Genomic DNA, 18,443 nt, shown 5'->3' with positions numbered 1-18,443 from the left:
TTGCTAAAAACGGCTATTTAAAGCTGCTAATATCAATTGCGGGATCACCGCTTATATTTTTTATCAGCATTTTTGAATTTAAAAAATCATCTTGTTTGACTTCTTCAAAAACATCACTTATCTCGTTAAAATTTTCAGTTTGCACACCGATCCATTTTGCAAAGCTTTGTGGAAAATGGCTTTGATAACTCTCGTTTTGTATAAATTTTCTACCATTATCATCGCTTGAAATTTTAAGTAAAGGTACCTGTAAATGCTCTTTTGCTATATGTTCTACCGCCAAAAGTTCAACAGGTTTTTTGACGTGAGTTAGCCCGTGATCGCTAAAATATATCATAGAAAAACTTTCGTTGTTTTCTTGTAAATTTCTTGTCAGAATTTCATAAACCGACTTAAGGTCGTTGTCCGTTTGCCTTATGCTTTCGACATAGCAGTTTATCTTAAATGTCGCTTCGTCTGGGTATTTAAGATACTCTTTTGAAGATAGCTTGTTGCAAGTTATCGGATGAGAGCCTATAAAATGCAAAAATATAACACGCGGTTTTTGTGATGGAGTATCAAAAATTTTAGCAAAATGACCAACCAAATCGCTATCAAATTTACCGCCTCCTTCTTTTGGCATGAAATACACATTTTTTGCGCGTTTAGCAACCAAGGTAGTAAGTGTGTCGTAGCATCCTAGATAGCCTTGGTTAGAAAACCAAAATGTTTCAAAGCCGCTTAAATTTGCCAGATCGACGATGTTTAAATTTAAATTTCTATTGTGATTTAAAGTTCCATTGAGTGAAGGGATGGTGTTTATCCCGACTGCATTAAAGCCGTCTATGAAAGTGCCGTTTACACTGCTTAAAAACGGGTTGTTTTTGATGCTATAGCCGTAAATTTCATGATAGTCACGTCTTGCGCTCTCACCGATAACAACGACATGGTTTTGGTATTTGTTATCTATGCTTTTTATTTGCCATTGCGGCTTTATGACCGTGTTTTGATATAGTTTTAAGTCGTTGTATGATTTTTGAAAAAACTTAATTGACTTAAAAAAAGAACTAGTAGTTGCTATACCCCAGAGTTTTCCAGTAGCTGTGGCTACGGCAAAAAGTGTAAAAAATATAAAAATTTGCCTTTTTGTTAAAACTGTTTTATTTGTTTTTCTAAGATAAATTATCAAAGATAAAGAAAAAATCGAAAGCAAAACATACTCTGCAGGCAGAGTTCTTGAAAATTCGCTAGCCTCGCTTAAGTAGGTACCAAATATCGACATTACAAATGCCTCATTTACCATACCGTTTGTAAGTCCCACCGGTGCATAAAAGCATAAAAATAGCACGAAAGGGAAAAATATCAGCCAAAAAATATAGCGAAATTTCACAAAAAGCCAAACGCTACCATAAAGATATAAGGTATTAAGAAGTAGCTTTAAAAGCTCGTTGTATCCTCCGCTGTATGTTAATCTCCCGGTTCCTAGGCACATATATACGCATGCCAGCGCTAATGCCAAATTTATAAAAATTTTCATCTTTTGTATCCAACATAAATATAAATTTTTACTCTTTTGTTAAATTTTCGATGACAAAATTTGCTTTTTCGTCGTCTGATTGAAATTTGGTATTGAGTGTTTCACTGAAGAAAAATATCTTAAGTATACCAAACATAATGAGAAGCTTTATTAAAATAATCGCCCAGAGCCTCTTGCCGAGTTTCATGTTTTTAAAGCCGTCGCTGTATAGTTTAAAGAAATTTATTAGATAGTTTTTACTCATCCGCAAAGTCTATAATAATCAAACTTAAACTAGGTTTTAGTTATCAAGTCATTTTGCGTGAAACAATGTCGTTTTTACTCGAATTTTCCTGTTTGCTCTTTATATATTTAAACCGCTTTTGTGGGTGTTTTGTGATTAAAACATGGTGTATTTTAAATTTAAAAAGATATAATTGAGCCATTAAAATATTAAAATAAAGGAAAATTTATGGTTAAAGAGACGAAGTATATTTTTATAACAGGTGGCGTTTTAAGCTCACTTGGTAAAGGTATCGCGGCTGCTAGTATCGCCACACTCTTAAAGAATGTCGGCTTAAAGGTAAGTATGCTAAAGGCAGATCCTTATATAAACGTTGACCCGGGAACTATGAGCCCTCTTGAACATGGTGAGGTTTTTGTTACGGATGACGGTGCGGAGACAGACCTTGACCTTGGACATTATGAGAGATTTTTAGATGAAAGCCTAAGTCAGGATAATAACTTTACGACAGGTCGCGTTTATAGCGCCGTTATAGAAAAAGAGCGAAGAGGGGACTACCTTGGTAAGACGATACAGGTTATACCTCATATCGTTGGTGAGATCGTAGACCGTATCAAAAAAGCAGGAGAGGGTAAAGACGTTTTGATAGTAGAGATCGGCGGAACAGTCGGCGATATCGAAGGTTTGCCGTTTTTAGAAGCTATCCGTGCACTTCGTGTTGAGGTTGGTAAAAAACGCGCTATGAATATCCACCTAACGCTCGTGCCTTATATCAAAGTTGCCGGCGAGTTAAAGACCAAACCTACACAACACAGTGTGGGCGAGCTTCGCCGTATCGGCATAAGCCCCGATATGATAATATGCCGAAGCGAAATGACTCTAAACCGTGAGTTAAAAGATAAGATCGCGTCAAGTTGCGGCGTGGAGAAAAATTGCGTTATAGAAAGCTCGGACAGCGCAAGTATCTATCAAATTCCGCTTGCGTTTTTAAAGCAAGACATACTAACTCCTATAGCTGAAAATTTAGGGCTTGGCGAGCTAAAACCTGATATGTCGCAATGGGATAGTTTGGTAAAACGTATCATCGCGCCAACTGACGAGACGACTATAGCTTTTGTAGGCAAATACGTTGATCTAAAAGAGAGTTATAAGAGTCTAACCGAAAGTATCATCCATGCAGGAGCAAATTTAGACGCAAGAGTAAATTTAAAGTGGATAGATAGCGAGAAGATAGAGCCAACGAATGTCGAAGAGTTGCTTAAAGATGTTGACGGTGTTTTGGTAGCAGGCGGCTTTGGCGAACGTGGTGTTAGCGGAAAGATCGAGGCGATAAAATTTGCCCGTGAAAACAAGATCCCGTATCTTGGAATTTGCCTTGGCATGCAGCTTGCACTTATAGAATTTGCAAGAAATGTCTTAAAACTCGAAGATGCAAATTCGATCGAATTTAATACCGAATGCAAAAACCCGATCATCTATCTAATAGACAGCTTTATAGACGCTAGCGGTCAAAAGCAAATTCGCACACATAAAAGCCCGTTAGGTGGCACTATGAGACTTGGCGCTTATGCATGTGACATAAAAGCAAATTCTTTGTTAAGTGAAATTTACGGCAAGGTAAAAACCGTAAAAGAGCGCCATCGCCATCGCTATGAGGCAAATCCAAAATACAGAGAGAGTTTTGAAAAAGCCGGGCTTATAGTAAGCGGTGAAAGCAACGGCTTGATAGAGGCTATCGAGATCAAAAACCACCCATGGTTTATAGGAGTGCAGTTTCACCCTGAATTTACTTCGCGTTTAACAAAGCCAAACCCAACAATACTGGGCTTTATACGCGCTAGTATAGCAAACCATGCTAAGTAAGGAGGAGATTAGGAATTTATTAGAGCTTAGATTTAGCAAAGACATACACAAGAAGCTTTCTGAAATTCCTACTCCAAGCGTCTTAAAGGATATCTTTAAAGGCGCGACGCGTATCAAAGAGGCGATAGAGCGTGAAGAACATATAGTCATTGTTGGGGATTATGATGTAGACGGCGTCGTCTCTAGTGTGATATTGGCAGAATTTTTTGATGATTTGGGAGTTAGCAACTATCAAGTTCGCATACCAAATCGCTTTAAGGATGGATACGGGTTAAGTCCTGATATGATCGATGAACTCGATGATAACGTATCGCTTATCATCACCGTTGATAACGGCATAAGTGCAAACGAGGCAGCCAAAATTTGTAAAGAAAAGGGCATTGATCTCATCATAACAGATCATCATATGCCCCCGCTTATCTTGCCTGAGGCCTATGCTATCATTAACCCAAAGCAGCCTGACTGCTCCTTTCCAAATATCGAAATTTGCGGTGCAGAAGTTGCGTGGTATTTAGTTGGCGCGATGAAAGAAATTTGCAAACTAAACTATGATATGGCGAAATTTTTAGAGCTCTTAGCTATAGCTATCATAGCTGATATGATGGAATTAAGAGATATGAATAGGATGCTTGTTAAACTGGGAGTTATAAGGTTAAACAGCTCAAAACGTGCCGCATTTACAGCGATAAAAGAATTTTACGGCAAGGATAAATTCGAGTGTGACGACATTAGTTTTCTTATCGCACCTCTTATAAATTCGGCCGGTCGCATGGATGATGCGATGAATTCGTTTTATTTTTTACGCTCTAAAAACATAAACGAAGCCTATGAATACCTTGACATGATCATAGAATTTAATAACTCTCGTAAAGAAGAGGAGAGGACGCTCTTTGAGTGCTCGTTAAAGGATGTTTCTGAAAATGACGAGATTATTGTAACTTGGGGTGAGCGGTGGCATGAGGGAGTTATCGGCATAGTTGCAAGCCGTTTAGCAAAGCATTTTGGTAAGCCGGCTATAGTTTTTAGCGTAGATAAAGGAAGAGCCAAAGGCAGTGCCAGAAGTGTTGGTAAGCTTGATATACTTTCGCTTATCGCACAACATGACGAACTTTTAAATAGTTACGGCGGACACAAGGGTGCGGCAGGGCTTGTTTGCGATCCGGAAAATTTAGAGAAATTTAAAAAGGCGATAAATCAAAGCTGCTTTTTAATGGATGACCTGCAAACATTTCTTCATTCAGATGAGTTGCTTGGTGATATAGATGCGAACGAAATCGACTTTGAGTTGCTTGAAATTTTAGAGTCTTTCGAGCCTTACGGGCAGAAAAATCCACGCCCTGTGTTTAAGATACGAGATATTTTAGTGAAAAATGAACGCCTCATAGGCAGGGACCAAAATCACTTAAAGCTTATATTGCAAAAAGATGATAAGACGCTTGAGGCGCTGTTTTTTAACTTTAATCATCATGCAAGAGCGGGTGATGTCATAGACATAGTATTTTCGGTTTCAAAAAATTCATTTCGCGGACTCATCACTCCGCAACTTTTGATCAGGGAAATAAGCTAAATTTAAAGGAAGAGCATGAAATACGACTTTGATACCTTGGTTGACAGAAGTGGCACCAATTCATCAAAATGGCGCACCAATGGCGATGAACTGCCTATGTGGGTGGCAGATATGGACTTTAAGGCTGCACCAGAAATCTTATCTGCTATACAAAAAAGACTTGATAATGGCGTATTTGGCTACTCGTATATCCCAAATGAGTGGAATGAGGCGATTTGCTCTTGGTGGCAACGCAGACATGGAGTAAAATTTGAGCCAAATTCCATGATGTTTTGCACGGGTATAGTTCCTGCTATGAGCTCTGCCGTGCGCAAATTTACAAGCGTTGGAGACAAGGTAGTAGTCCAAGCCCCGGTTTATCATCTGTTTTTTAACTGCATAACAAACAACGGCAGACAAGTCCTATCAAACGACCTTGTTTATGAAAATGGTGAGTATTGTATCGACTTTGATGATCTTGAAGAAAAGCTTTCAGATCCGCTCACGACTATGATGTTGCTTTGCAACCCTCAAAACCCAGCAGGTAAAATTTGGAGCAAAACCGATCTTGCTCGCATCGGTGAGCTTTGCTATAAATACGGCGTTTTAGTGCTTAGTGATGAGATACATTGCGACTTGACCGATCCCGGGAAAAGTTACGTGCCATTTGCTAGTATAAATGAAATTTGTGCGCAAAACTCTATCACTTGCGTTTCTGCCACAAAGGCATTTAACATCGCAGGACTTCAGACTTCAGCCGTTATCGTTCCAAACAAAACTCTAAGAGTCAGGATGAACAGAGCTTTAAATACAGACGAGGTTGCCGAAGCAAACGCCTTTGCTATAACGGCAACTATAGCCGCATTTAACGAGGGTGAGGCATGGCTTGATGAGCTAAATCGTTATGTATATGAAAATAAACTCTTGGTTAAGGAATTTATCGAGCGAGAAAATTTACCTATCCGTCTAGTTCCTTCGGACGCCACTTATTTGTTATGGCTAGACTGCTCTAAAATTTGTGAGAATTCAAGCGAATTTACTAAATTTTTAAGAGAAAAAGCAGGACTGTGGCTAAATGACGGCAATGCATATCGTGGTGGAAAGTGTTTTGTTAGAATGAATATTGCAACCCAAAAAGAGCGAGTTTTGGAAGGGCTTAGGCGATTAAAAGCCGGAGTTTTGGCTTATCAAAACGCAAAATGATAAATTTGTCTTAGGTGTAGTTCACCTAAGACTTATGTTACAAATGGTAACTATTATTTATTTCCGTGAAGTTCGTCGATATAAAATTTAACGGAATTTAAACCCTCTTTCTTTGCCCACTCATAAGCAGATGAAACAAATTCCCAGTTTATGTTTTCATAAAATGTTTCGAGGTATTTTGGGCGAGCATTGAAGTTATCAATATAATACGCGTGTTCCCAAACATCTACAACAAGAAGTGGAATTTTACCTTCGGTTACCGGAGTTACGGCATTTGAAGTTTGAACGATCTCTAATTTTTGGCTTGACGGGCTATAAACAAGCCATGCCCAGCCTGAACCAAAAAGTGTTGTAGCGGCTTTAATGAACTCGTCTTTAAAGTTACCAAATTCATTTGATAGCGCCGCTTGTAGCTCTTGGCTCATCTGGCTTTTTTTAGCTATACAATCCCAGTAAAAGTCGTGGTTATAAACTTGAGCCGCATTGTTATATAGTCCGCCTTTAGCGCTTATTAGAAGCTCATAAAGTCCTGCATTTGCAAATTCGCTATCTTTTATTAGATTATTTAAATTTGCGACATAAGTTGCGTGGTGTTTGCCGTGGTGGTAATTACAGGTTTGCTCGCTTACGACGGCATTTGTTTTAGCGTCAAACGGAAGTTGTCTTAGTGTAAACATTTTGGTTCCTTATATATTGAATTTTACAAGTCACATTATATTACAAATTTGTAACTAAATTATTAATTGAGTATTTTTATCGTTTATAGGATATTTTTACCACTTTTAAAATATTAAATGAGTAAAAAAGTAACATTTGTAATGAAATAAAAGTAACTAAATGTAACAAACTATACAAAATCAAAAATTTAAATATTATAATGGGCTTAAAACCAAACAAAGGAGAAACTCATGAAAGTTTTAATTTCAACAATACTAAGCTGCGCAGTTGCAGTAAGTGCATTTGCAGCTGAAAAAACATATACAATAAAATTCGCGCACGTTGTTGCGGCAAGTACACCAAAAGGAAAAGCGGCTGATTTCTTCGCAAAACGCGTTGAGGAGATAAGCGGCGGTAAGATAAAAGTTCAAGTTTTCCCTTCGGCTCAACTTGTTGATGATGATCGTGTATTTGGTGCTTTAAAGCTAAACAACGTTCAAATGGCAGCGCCTAGTTTTTCAAAATTTACGCCTATCGTTCCACAGTTTCAGCTTTTTGATCTACCGTTTATATTTGCAGATGAAAATCACCTGCATAAAGTTCAAGACGGCGAAGTTGGTCAGGCTTTAAAAGACCTAGTTACTAAAAAAGGTTTTGTTGCGCTTGATTATTGGGATGCGGGCTTTAAACACTTTAGCTCAAGCACAAAACCTATCGTAAATCCCGAAGATGCTAAAGGACAAAAATTTAGAATTCAAAGCTCAAAAGTTTTAGAAGAACAAATGAAAGCAGTCGGAGGCAACCCTCAAGTTCTTCCGTTCTCGGAGGTTTACTCTGCGCTTCAACAACGCGTTGTAGATGCGACTGAAAACCCGCTTTCAAATTTCTATAACACAAAATTCCATGAAGTTCAAAGTTCGCTTACGCTTTCAAGCCACGGATATCTTGGCTATCTTGTAGTAGTTAGCGATAAATTCTGGAAGAGTTTGCCTGAAGATATGAAAAAGTATGTTACTCAAGCACTTAGTGAGGCTACTGATTATGAGCGTGAAGAGACCGCTAAAGAGGACGCACACGTTATAGCAGAGCTTGAAAAATACGCAGCAGAGACTAAGAAGCTTGAAATTTTCAAACTTGATGATACTCAAAGAGCTAAATGGTCTGAGGCTATGCAACCTATCTATCCTAAATTTTACGATATCATAGGTAAAGATCTAGTAGAAAAAACTATAAATGCAAAGTAATACTATGCAAAGATTTTTTCAGATTTTAGATGTCGGCATCGCTAGTGTAAACAAGACGATCGCCGTCGTAGGTATAGCAGCCGGGACGCTGCTAGCCTTTATCAATGTCGTTATGCGCTACTGTTTTAACAGTGGCTGGGCATGGGCAGGTGAAACGGTAAACTACCTTTTCATCTGGTCTGCATTTTTCGCTGCCGCTTATGGTTTTAAAAAGGGCATTCATATAAGCGTAACCATACTAATAGAAAAATTTCCTCCACAGATCGCTAAAGTCTATATGATATTTTCAAGTATCCTAACAACGGTATTTTTGTTATTTATCGTAGTTTACGGTGTTCAATACCTCATGATACTTCACGAGATGGAATTTATGAGCGTTGACCTTGGAATTCCTCAATGGATACCAATGCTTGTTCTTCCGATAGCATTTTTGGGTGCAAGCTATAGGGCTGGAGAGAAAATTTTCGAGATAGCCAAAACACCTGCTGACAAAGTTATCGTAAATGCAGAAGCCGAAACCATCAGAGATGCTGTTTCTGTTGTTAAAAAGGAGCAAAAATGACCATAGCGTTTTTATTTATCGCTCTTTTTGGGCTTATGCTTATAGGTGTGCCTGTAGCCATTTCACTTGGCGCAAGCACTGTGCTTACTATGATACTTTTTACAGACTTGGAGCTAGCGGGAATTCCTCAACTTATATTTGACGGTATAAACAAATTTTCGCTTATGGCGATACCTATGTTTATCTTGGCGGGAAATTTACTAAGCAAAGGTGGTTCTGCTAAGCGTATTATAGAATTTGCAAAGTCTATGGTAGGACATTTGCCTGGTGGTCTTCCGATGAGTGCGATATTTGCTTGTATAATATTTGCGGCAGTTTCTGGAAGTTCTCCTGCAACGGTTGTTGCGATCGGCTCTATCATGTTTGTAGCTATAAAAGAGGCGGGCTATCCCGCAACTTACGCCGTAGGAGGAATTTCGACTGCGGGTTCACTTGGAATTTTGATACCGCCTTCTGTTGTTATGATCGTTTATGGTGTAACGGCTGAGGTTAGTATAGGTAAGCTATTTATGGCGGGCGTTATACCGGGTGTTATGCTTGGTGCTATGATGATAGCTCAAACTTATATCGGAGCAAGAAAACTAGGCTTTAAGGCAACTACTCCTGAGCCGATGAGTGAGCGTATTAAGAAATTCGGTAAGGCGTTTTGGGCGCTTTTGATCATTGTTGTCGTTATAGGCGGAATTTACGGCGGAATTTTTACTCCGACCGAGGCTGCTGCGGCTAGTGCCGTTTATGCGCTTGTTATATCGCTTTTTGTGTATAAGGATATAAAAGTTAAGGACATCTGGGCTATATGTCTTGATTCGGCGATGACTACCGCGATGATATTTTTCATCATTACAAACGCGGTTGTGTTTGCATATCTACTTACAAGTGAGCAGATACCTCAAGCTATCGCGGATGCTATGCTAAGTGCAAATATCGGCAAGATAACATTCTTGATCATCGTAAATATATTGCTATTTATCATGGGTCAGTTTATGGAGCCGTCATCTGTTGTTATGATCATGGTGCCGCTGCTTTTACCGATAGCTACTATGCTAGGTATCGATCCGATACATTTTGGTATAGTTCTTATCGTGAATATGGAGATAGGCATGATCACGCCACCTGTGGGGCTTAACCTATTTGTTGCTAGCGGACTAACGGGCATGAGCTTAAAAGATGTTATCATGTCGTGCTTACCATGGACATTAACGCTGTTTGTGGGGCTTATACTTATAACTTATATACCTGAAATTTCACTTTGGTTGCCAAATTTAATGTATGGCAATTAAAACTTCTTTATGATTATGGCGGATAACCTCCGTCATAATCTTTAAATTTTATATACTTTAAATTTGGATTTGATATAAAGAGGGCTTTGTGTTATTTAGGGGTGCTCCGCCCCCCCCCATAGCGCGTGGTTGTATTTTTCATTTACAATGATATCTTTACCTCGTTTTTTACCTTGATAAAGTAGTGCGTCGGCTTGTCTTATCATGTCTTTTATATTAAATGGCTCTTTTCCATCGTGCGATACCATACCAAATGTCATCGTTGCTTTTATGGCGGTGTTTTGATATGTGGTTGTTGACTGACTTATCAGCTCTTTTACTTGTTGCATACTTTTTAGAGCTTCGCCAGATGTCGCGTTGTAAGTTATGATAAGAAATTCTTCTCCGCCCCAGCGAGCAACATAGTCGTTTTCTTTAAATGTTTTGTGTAAAATTCCTGCAAAATCAACCAAAAGCGCGTCTCCTGCGCTATGTCCGTAAGTATCGTTGATGATTTTAAAGTTGTCTATATCGCACATTACGATGGAGAAATTTATATTTTCAAAAAGACTCTTCTTGTCCATGACGCTATTCATAGAAGTTCGGTTTAAAAGCCCTGTTAATGGGTCGTGGTTAACTATCATGCGAATTTTATCTTTTTGTTTTAAGACGCTTGCGTAGATTAGCTTGTTAGACACTTCAAGCAGATAGGCTATAGCTATAGCAAAAAAGGTCATTACACTAAGGTTTATCACCATGAAAATATCACGCCACGCGTCATATGGTCTATTTGGTTCCCCCGCAAGAAACAGCAAGCATATAATGGCGGCTATGGTTTGTATCGTTATGATAGTGTGGTTGACTTTTCTGTAAGCAAATGCGGGCAAGAGCATGGTAAACGTTGAGGTTAAAAACAATAAACCAAAGCCGTATCCCCAGCCAAGCACCATAGTGCAGATAAATACATATACAAATGTTTCTATTTGAAATATAAAAAACGATAGTTTTGCGTTTGTTTTGTTGTCTATTAAAATTTTAATCGAAAATATATAGCTTATTATCGAAAATATATTAACCACGGCTAGGCTCTCTTCTTTTGCGATGAGAAATAAAACAAAATACACAATGTGAGTTATCAATGACAGGGTTAAAACTATCTGTAAAAATAGCTCAGGATTTATGTTTCTTTTTATATTTTTAACAAAGATACTCACTAGTCAAATTTCCATTCTATGCGATTTTTACCGTTTCTTTTACCTTGGTAAAGCAGGGCGTCTGCCTTGCCTATAAGCTCGTCCATCGTGATGATCGTTTTATTTGTGCAAACAACCATACCAAATGTCATACTCACAGCTGATTTATCGGGTAGTTTGATAGAATTTATGCTTCGCGTAAGCCTTGCGGTGATCTTGTATAAGAAGTCGGTTTTTGTATTCGGAAGTATTATAAGAAATTCTTCCCCGCCCCATCGGCAGATATAGTCATCTTTTCTGAAGATACTTACAAGCATATCGGCAACATCTTTTAAAACCGCATCTCCTCGCTCGTGTCCGAATGTATCATTTATCGTTTTAAAGTTATCTATATCGCCAAGCATAACGACTAAATTTGAGTTTGGATTTTCATTCTCTTTTAACGCGCTTAGCTCGTATCTTAGGATATTTTTTATAGAGCGCCTATTTAAAAGACCGGTGAGAAAGTCTCTTTTTGAAAGCTTTTCAAGCTCATCCGTTTCGTTTTTAAGTCGCTGATAGTCAGCTGCCGTTATGATGTCGGCGTATGTTGAAAGTTTTATCCTTGTATAAAATATCAAGATAATGTTCGCTGTGTTTGTTATAAGTAAAATTTCTTTCGAAAGCCCGATGTTGATATCTTTTGTAAAAAAGTAAAGTGCTATTAATATAAGCAGCTCCATGATAACGATCGCGTATGTGATACGTTTTGAGTCAAAATCCAAAAAGTAATTTACAAGTATGGTGCATGCAAGCATGATCCACATGCCTGAAGCCCAGCCCAATACTACAGAACCCAAGGTAGCGCCGATAATCGTATTTGCATGAAACAGCACCGATATTAGCATGCTGTGTTTGATGTTAAAATTTAACCTCATTAATACAAATACAATCACCGACATGGCGTAAAATATAGCGATATTTGCATTTATAAAGTAGAACAAAAGCACACAGGTTAAATTTATTATGATTAAAATGTATAAAAGCGTTTTGTAGATATTTTCTACGGCTTTATAACTAGCATGTCCTACTTCTTTGCTCATGAAAGTGCAACTTCCTTTATGTAAATTTTAATAGCGTTTAATAAGATTCGTAGCTATCTTCTTCCTCGTCACCGTCATCGTAGTCATAGTCGTTTTCGTCATAATTATAACTATACGTGTTAGATGAGTCGTAGTCATCATCTCCTATACTCTCTTCATAATCGAAGTCGTCTTCAAATTCCGTGCTCATAAATTCTCCTTTTGTAAAATTTCATCTTGTGGTAAATTTGTATTTTCTATATAAAGACTTTGGCTTGGGAATGCAAACGAAAGGTTGTTTTCGCTTACGATTTGCATGATCTTAAATATAATATCTTGCTTTACAAGGACGTATTCAGCGCCTACGGTTGTTTTGGCAAAGCAGTTTACAACGATATCCACCGAGCTGTCGTTTAGGTTATCAAGCGCTACGGTTAAGTTGCTCTTATAACCTGCTAGATCATCGATACTTACGATATTTTGTTTAAATCTAGACCTGCTATCTTTTGCCATAAACTGACCACCGTTATCAGGCTTTGATATACTTGGATGATCAAGAAGCATATTTCTTATGTCGTCTATACATTTTTGAAGCTGCTTAATAGTTGAGTTATAAGTAAGTCCGATGGTAAGCTTGATATTGCGTCCGATTTTACGTCTTGTCCAGTTTCGTATAGGGTCGCTTACCAACTTTGAGTTAGGCACAAATATAAGTGCGTTATCAAAGCTTCTAACCGTTGTTTTTCTAAGTCCTATCTCGACAACCGTTCCCTCTATATCACCGCAAACTATCCAGTCGCCTTGTGAAAAGGAGTTATCAAAAAGAAGCATAACCGAGGCAAAGAAATTTGCGATGATGTCTTTTGCCGCAAAAGCAACAGCCAAACCGCCGATACCAAGGGAGGCGATAAGTGCCGATATATCAAATCCAAGGCGGCTTAAAACAAGCAAGGTTGCTATCGTAAGAACGATAAAATATATAATTTTAAGGATTAAATTTACAACCTCTTTTCGTCCGCTTTTTTGAGCGATCTTGCCGATTAGTATAAGTCCGTATCCATCAAGCATGGTTAAAAGTAGCCAGGCAAACGCCAAGATATAAATTATCGAAAAGGTATTTGCGATATTTATAGGCATAGGCACAGGATAGTAGCCGATTCTTATGCAGATATTTAGTGCATAGATTATAAGTATCGAACTTATCGGTCGTTTGACGATGTCAAGAATTTGATCTTTTATGTCCTCGCTACCTTCAAATTTTGCAAATAGCGAGATAAACCAGTAGGTAAATTTTGCTAAAAGTCTTGTTAGTGATATAAAAAATAAAAATATAAAAATTATAATGGCCGTCTTGCCGAGATTAAATTTATTTGTATTGACGGGAACTTTTTCATTTATAAGATCGATCGCATTTTTTAAATTTAACTCAGAGAGTATGAAGCTTGAGCTTAAAAGTGCGGCGTTGTTTTTTATATATGTTAAAATTTCTTCAGATGTTTGTTTTTGCAGTTCAAGCAGGGCGATCTCGTTGCTATATGTCGCCACATCATCGCCTAAAAATTCCTTTAGATCTTTAATGTTTAGGTATAAATTTGTCTGTAAATTTAAAAGCTCGGCTACGATGAGATCTTTTATCTGACTGTCTTTTGCACCCTTTTTAAACAACTCTTCAAGCTTTATGAGTGCAGTATAGTAGGCTTCGCTTATCCTTAGCTGTTCAAGCTCGATGGCATTTTGTGCAAAGAGCTTTTTATTGCCTGACTTTTCATATCTTGCGACCTTGTTTTCTGCAGAATTTTTTCGTGCTTTAAATTTATCTATATCGCTTTGTTTGACGTCTATTTGCATGATAAGAAATGGAATTTTGTCTAAAAGCTTCTCTTTTCTCTTTTCAAGAGTAGATAAATTTGAAGCGCTTGTATTTGAGGCGTTTGAGTCTTGTTGCTGTAGTTTTAAAATTTGTATCTGCCCGTTTAGGGTTTGAATTTGAGCGGTGGCTTCTACTATATTTTTTGGCTCAAGTGAAGCGGTTTGGTTGTTTTCGCCTTTTTCACCCGCAAAAGCAAGGTTAAAGCATAGTAAAAACGCAAGTAAAATTTTACTCATGAGTATCCTGTCTGATAGCTAAAAGTTTAAAGGTTTTACTCTCTAAATCATAGCTAAAAATTTCTCCCGTTTCAATTATATAATGCCAGCCGTAAATAGCTAAATTCCCATCTAAATAATTACGCTCGACATTTGGATACGTAAGGATATTTTCGATCGAATTTATGACATTTAAGCGCTCTGTTAGCCAAGCCATTTTTGCAGGATCGTCGCTTGTAAATTTTAAGACCTCGTATTTTATAGGCTCTATCAGCTTTATCCAGTTCTTAACATTTGGCGTGTTTATAAATTTAGACTCGTCCTGATATAGCGCCCCGCATCCTCCGCAGTTTGAGTGACCGCAGATTATGATATTTTTGATATTTAATACCTCAAGCGCATACTCTATAGCCGATGTAGTAGCTAAAAATTCGCTACTTACACGGTAAGGAGGGACGATATTTGCGATATTTCTTACCATAAAAAGTTCGCCAGGAAGGCAGTTTGTGATGAGGTTTGGCACAACACGAGAATCAACACAAGAGACAAAAAGGGTGTGTGGATCTTGAGCGTGTTGTAAGCTTTCAAAAAGCTCTTTATGCTCCAAAAAGCCGTCTTCCATAAATTTAACGGCACCTTCAAGTAGTGATTGCATCAGATCTCCAAAAACGTTAATTGTGTTTAATTATATCAAATTTTATTTAATACGAACATGTTTGTGATTTTTTCGTAATTAAGTAAAATTTTAATTATTATTTACCTATTTTTGGCTAAATTTAGGGGAAAAATTTAAGGAGTTAATATGAGTTTGTATAACAGAAACTACGCTGATCAAAGTTCTCAAAGAGAAGAGGTTGCGTATTCTCAAAGTTCGTTAAGTTCGTTTATTAAGCAAACTTATCAGCTTTTTGCCGCATCTTTACTTTCAGCTACTGCGGGTGCTTATGTGGGCATTAGCATGGCGCATGTTTTTGCGGGTAACAAAATGCTATTTTGGGGACTTGTAATAGTCGAATTTGTTTTGCTTTTCGGTCTTATGGCGGCTAAGCGCAAAGAGGGGCTAAATATGGTCTTATTATTTGCCTTTACATTTGTTAGCGGTCTTACGCTTACCCCGCTTTTATCTGCCATCTTAAGTATGCCAAGTGGCGCTAGTATCGTAGCTCAAGCTTTTGCTCTTACGACTGTTGCATTTGGTGCTCTTAGTGTATTTGCTATGAATACAAAGCGCGATTTTACTACAATGGGCAAGATGCTTTTTATCGCCCTTGTCGTTATCGTCGTGGCAAGCTTGATAAATATTTTCTTTGCAAGTCCTTTGGTTCAACTAGCGATAGCTAGTATAGGCGCTATCTTGTTTAGTGCTTACATACTTTATGATACGCAAAATATTATCCGCGGTAACTATGAAACACCTATCGAGGGTGCTGTTGCCTTGTATCTTGATTTTGTGAATTTATTTACTTCGCTTCTTCAAATTTTAGGAATTTTTGGAAGAGATGAGTGAAAATGAACGCATTTATCGCGTGATAGATGCAAATTTAAATCGCTTAAGAGAGGGTTTGCGCGTAGTTGAGGATATAATGCGTTATGTCTTTGACGAGGCAAACCTCGCATATAAGATAAAAAACCTCCGCCACAAGGCAAAAATTTCTTCAAAAGAGTATATTAAATTTAGAGATGCCGCAAACGATGTGCTAAAACCAAGCACAAAGGCCGAGCAAGCTAGAACAAATTTAAGCGATTTAACTGTGGCAAATTTAAAAAGAGCTCAAGAGAGCGCACGTGTGCTTGAAGAGTGCTTTAAACTTATTGATTTGCAATACTCCGAATTATTCAAATCCATACGCTATGAGCTTTACGAGATAGAAAAGCAAATTTAATCAAAATTCAAAACTTTTTTTGTATAATGACCATCAATATTTTTCAAATTTAAAGGAATTTCAGTGAGTGTATTGTTTTTAATTTTACAATTCGTCTTGGCTGTAGTTATCACTATCGCGGTTTTATTGCAGAAAAGTTCGTCTATGGGTCTTGGCGCATATAGCGGTAGCAACGAAAGCTTGTTTGGAGCAAAGGGACCGGCGGGATTTTTAGCTAAATTTACTTTTATCGTAGGTTTACTTTTTATACTAAACACACTGGTTCTTGGATATTTTTACAACAAAGACATGAAGCGCTCGTTGGTAGATAGTGTAGACGTAAAATCGCTTGTAATACCACAAAGTCCAGCTGCACCGGCAGTGCCGGAAGCTCCTAGCGCACCTGTTCCGGCAGCAAAATAATCATCGCATAATCGCTTTTGGCGGTTTGCGGTTTTATAAATTTTAGGCTTAAGGTTTTGCAGCTACGGCTTCTTAATTAAACGATCCTTGAAGCCGCAAGACTTGCACCGGCTTAGGTTAAAAGCATAAAAATTTTAATAAAGGAAAAAAATGTTAAATGAAATTTATTCAGCCCAAAAAGAGAGTTGCGAAAAAGCTATAGCTGCCCTTAAGCGAGATTTTACAACACTAAGAACAGGTAAAGTAAATATCAACATCCTTGATAATGTCACGGTTGATTACTACGGTTCTATGACCGCTTTAAATCAAGTCGCTACCGTTCTTGCTAGTGATGCTTCAACTATCACGATAACTCCTTGGGAAAAAAGCATGATAAAGGCTATATCATCTGCTATACAAGCCGCAAATATCGGTGTTAATCCAAATTCCGATGGTGAATGCGTTAAGCTGTTTTTCCCACCTATGACTATCGAGCAACGCCAAGAAAACGTAAAACGCTCTAAAGCAATGGGCGAAAAGGCAAAAGTCGCCGTAAGAAACATCAGAAAAGACGCAAATGATGATGTTAAAAAGCTAGAAAAAGATAAAGCGGTTTCCGAGGATGAGAGCAAAAAAGGACAAGAGGAAGTTCAAAAGATAACTGACGCTTACAATACAAAAATAGACACTCTTGTTAAAGACAAAGAGGCTGAACTTTTAAAGGTTTGATAATGAATTTAGAGCAAATTTATCGCGAAGCCGGAGCGTATTTGGAGGGTCATTTTTTATTAAGTAGTGGCAACCACTCGCAGTTTTATTTACAAAGCGCAAAGGTTCTTGAAAACCCTGAACTAGCCGGAAAATTATCTGACGAGCTAGCAAGCGTAATAGTTAAAAGCGGTGTTGAATTTGATAGCGTTTGTTCTCCTGCTTTAGGCGGAGTTTTGGCGGGTTACGAACTAGCGCGTGCTGCTAAAAAAAGATTTATATTTACCGAGCGCGTAAATAAGATTATGAGTCTAAGACGCGGTTTTGAGGTTAAAAAGGGCGAGAGATTTATAATCTGTGAAGATATCATTACTACTGGAGGCTCGGCTCTTGAAAGCGCTAGGATAATCGAAGAGCTTGGCGGTGTTGTAGTTGGTTTTGCCGCACTTGCCAATCGTGGTTTTTGCTCACTTGCAAACATTAACAGCGATAGAAAACCTGAGTGTAAGCTGCCATTTAATAAGCCGCTTTTTGCGCTTGGAAATTTCGAATTTGAAATTTATGAGCCAAGCGACTGTCCACTCTGCAAAAACGGAAGCGAAGCGATAAAGCCCGGAAGTAGGGGTAATTAATGCCAAAAACAAAGGCTACGATAGCGCCTGTGTATCTGCGCTTTAAAGCCTTTGTTATCGATATGTTTATAATCTTCATGCCGATCCTTTATATAACGACCTATCTTATAATGGATGGCAAAAACGACTTTCAAAATTCGCAAATTGCCATACTTATGTGCAACATCGCTTTTTGCCTGCTTTTATCGCTATTTTTTGCAATAAGTGCCCAAAGCCCAGGTTATAGGGCGCAAGGAATTTACCTTATAAATTTAGCTACTGGGCGCAAGGTTGGTTTTATTCACGCCATCTTGCGATATATTTGTTTTGCTATCGCCGGTTTTAGTGTGGTTGGGTTATTGCTTTGTTTTTTTAGGAAGGATAGATTAAATTTACATGATATCCTTACTAAAAGTGCTCCTGTTTGTAAAAAAAATATTTAAAATAA

The 18,443-nt window shown here is 38.0% G+C and carries 20 protein-coding genes; 12 read left to right on the top strand and 8 right to left on the bottom strand.

Annotation, left to right across the window (positions count from 1 at the left end):
* Positions 1-13: 13 nt before the first annotated feature.
* Positions 14-1,516 carry a phosphoethanolamine transferase gene (locus tag CCAL_RS08840; RefSeq protein WP_170016373.1) on the bottom strand — a complete coding sequence of 501 codons (1,503 nt, stop codon included), beginning with the start codon at positions 1,514-1,516 and terminating at the stop codon, positions 14-16.
* Positions 1,517-1,544: 28 nt separating this feature from the next.
* Positions 1,545-1,760, bottom strand: a complete 216-nt coding sequence (locus CCAL_RS08835) for a DUF4492 domain-containing protein (protein WP_169972389.1) — start codon at positions 1,758-1,760, stop codon at positions 1,545-1,547.
* A gap of 207 nt (positions 1,761-1,967) precedes the next feature.
* On the opposite strand from CCAL_RS08835, the gene CCAL_RS08830 reads away from it, so the two are divergent.
* Genes CCAL_RS08830 through CCAL_RS08820 form a run of 3 tightly spaced genes read left to right on the top strand, consistent with a single transcriptional unit; the run spans position 1,968 to position 6,351 of the window.
* Entirely contained in the window at positions 1,968-3,602 is a 1,635-nt protein-coding gene (locus CCAL_RS08830) for a CTP synthase (RefSeq protein ID WP_169972388.1), read from the top strand.
* Entirely contained in the window at positions 3,592-5,169 is a 1,578-nt protein-coding gene (recJ, locus tag CCAL_RS08825) for a single-stranded-DNA-specific exonuclease RecJ (protein ID WP_170016375.1), read from the top strand. Before CCAL_RS08830 ends, recJ begins: the two co-directional genes overlap by 11 nt.
* A 15-nt stretch (positions 5,170-5,184) precedes the next feature.
* Entirely contained in the window at positions 5,185-6,351 is a 1,167-nt protein-coding gene (locus CCAL_RS08820) for a MalY/PatB family protein (protein ID WP_169938330.1), read from the top strand.
* A gap of 53 nt (positions 6,352-6,404) precedes the next feature.
* Here CCAL_RS08820 and sodB read toward each other — a convergent pair whose 3' ends face one another.
* The gene (gene sodB / locus CCAL_RS08815; protein ID WP_170016378.1) at positions 6,405-7,028 is read right to left on the bottom strand and encodes a superoxide dismutase [Fe]; all 624 of its coding nucleotides are present in this window, start codon (positions 7,026-7,028) and stop codon (positions 6,405-6,407) included.
* 231 nt (positions 7,029-7,259) lie between these two features.
* Here sodB and CCAL_RS08810 point away from each other — a divergent pair, with 231 nt between their 5' ends.
* From CCAL_RS08810 to CCAL_RS08800, 3 genes are read left to right on the top strand one after another with little or no spacing between them, the layout of a single operon-like run.
* A complete protein-coding gene (locus CCAL_RS08810; protein WP_169938325.1) occupies positions 7,260-8,252 on the top strand; it encodes a DctP family TRAP transporter solute-binding subunit in 993 nt (330 codons plus the stop codon).
* 4 nt (positions 8,253-8,256) lie between these two features.
* Entirely contained in the window at positions 8,257-8,814 is a 558-nt protein-coding gene (locus tag CCAL_RS08805; RefSeq protein ID WP_169938323.1) for a TRAP transporter small permease, read from the top strand.
* A complete protein-coding gene (locus CCAL_RS08800) occupies positions 8,811-10,094 on the top strand; it encodes a TRAP transporter large permease (RefSeq protein ID WP_170016380.1) in 1,284 nt (427 codons plus the stop codon). The genes CCAL_RS08805 and CCAL_RS08800 overlap by 4 nt, the downstream gene beginning before the upstream one ends.
* A 95-nt stretch (positions 10,095-10,189) precedes the next feature.
* Here CCAL_RS08800 and CCAL_RS08795 read toward each other — a convergent pair whose 3' ends face one another.
* Genes CCAL_RS08795 through CCAL_RS08775 form a run of 5 tightly spaced genes read right to left on the bottom strand, consistent with a single transcriptional unit; the run spans position 10,190 to position 15,067 of the window.
* Positions 10,190-11,287: a GGDEF domain-containing protein gene (locus CCAL_RS08795; protein ID WP_170016382.1), complete on the bottom strand. Its 1,098-nt coding sequence runs from the start codon at positions 11,285-11,287 to the stop codon at positions 10,190-10,192.
* Positions 11,287-12,348, bottom strand: a complete 1,062-nt coding sequence (locus CCAL_RS08790; RefSeq protein ID WP_170016383.1) for a GGDEF domain-containing protein — start codon at positions 12,346-12,348, stop codon at positions 11,287-11,289. The genes CCAL_RS08795 and CCAL_RS08790 overlap by 1 nt, the downstream gene beginning before the upstream one ends.
* A gap of 37 nt (positions 12,349-12,385) precedes the next feature.
* Complete coding sequence (locus tag CCAL_RS08785; RefSeq protein WP_169938315.1) at positions 12,386-12,538, bottom strand: hypothetical protein; 153 nt, start codon at positions 12,536-12,538, stop codon at positions 12,386-12,388.
* Entirely contained in the window at positions 12,535-14,433 is a 1,899-nt protein-coding gene (locus tag CCAL_RS08780; protein ID WP_170016385.1) for a mechanosensitive ion channel family protein, read from the bottom strand. Before CCAL_RS08780 ends, CCAL_RS08785 begins: the two co-directional genes overlap by 4 nt.
* Positions 14,426-15,067 (bottom strand): carbonic anhydrase, encoded by a 642-nt coding sequence (locus tag CCAL_RS08775; RefSeq protein WP_170016387.1) that lies wholly within the window; start codon positions 15,065-15,067, stop codon positions 14,426-14,428. The genes CCAL_RS08780 and CCAL_RS08775 overlap by 8 nt, the downstream gene beginning before the upstream one ends.
* A gap of 147 nt (positions 15,068-15,214) precedes the next feature.
* On the opposite strand from CCAL_RS08775, the gene CCAL_RS08770 reads away from it, so the two are divergent.
* From CCAL_RS08770 to CCAL_RS08745, 6 genes are all read left to right on the top strand, one after another.
* Positions 15,215-15,919 carry a Bax inhibitor-1/YccA family protein gene (locus tag CCAL_RS08770; RefSeq protein ID WP_169938309.1) on the top strand — a complete coding sequence of 235 codons (705 nt, stop codon included), beginning with the start codon at positions 15,215-15,217 and terminating at the stop codon, positions 15,917-15,919.
* Positions 15,912-16,295 (top strand): thiamine-phosphate pyrophosphorylase, encoded by a 384-nt coding sequence (locus CCAL_RS08765; RefSeq protein ID WP_169938307.1) that lies wholly within the window; start codon positions 15,912-15,914, stop codon positions 16,293-16,295. Before CCAL_RS08770 ends, CCAL_RS08765 begins: the two co-directional genes overlap by 8 nt.
* A gap of 63 nt (positions 16,296-16,358) precedes the next feature.
* Positions 16,359-16,697, top strand: a complete 339-nt coding sequence (gene secG, locus CCAL_RS08760) for a preprotein translocase subunit SecG (RefSeq protein WP_170016389.1) — start codon at positions 16,359-16,361, stop codon at positions 16,695-16,697.
* 150 nt (positions 16,698-16,847) lie between these two features.
* Positions 16,848-17,405 (top strand): ribosome recycling factor, encoded by a 558-nt coding sequence (gene frr / locus CCAL_RS08755; protein ID WP_172285150.1) that lies wholly within the window; start codon positions 16,848-16,850, stop codon positions 17,403-17,405.
* 2 nt (positions 17,406-17,407) lie between these two features.
* Positions 17,408-18,016, top strand: coding sequence for an orotate phosphoribosyltransferase (gene pyrE, locus CCAL_RS08750; protein ID WP_169938302.1), 609 nt, complete (start codon positions 17,408-17,410; stop codon positions 18,014-18,016).
* Complete coding sequence (locus CCAL_RS08745; protein ID WP_170000434.1) at positions 18,016-18,438, top strand: RDD family protein; 423 nt, start codon at positions 18,016-18,018, stop codon at positions 18,436-18,438. The genes pyrE and CCAL_RS08745 overlap by 1 nt, the downstream gene beginning before the upstream one ends.
* Positions 18,439-18,443 lie beyond the last annotated feature (5 nt).

It is taken from the genome of Campylobacter sp. RM6914 (assembly GCF_004803835.1).
Taxonomy (GTDB): domain Bacteria; phylum Campylobacterota; class Campylobacteria; order Campylobacterales; family Campylobacteraceae; genus Campylobacter_A; species Campylobacter_A californiensis.
The sequence above is the reverse complement of the archived record's forward strand: the minus strand, read 5'-3'. Positions and strand labels throughout refer to the sequence as shown.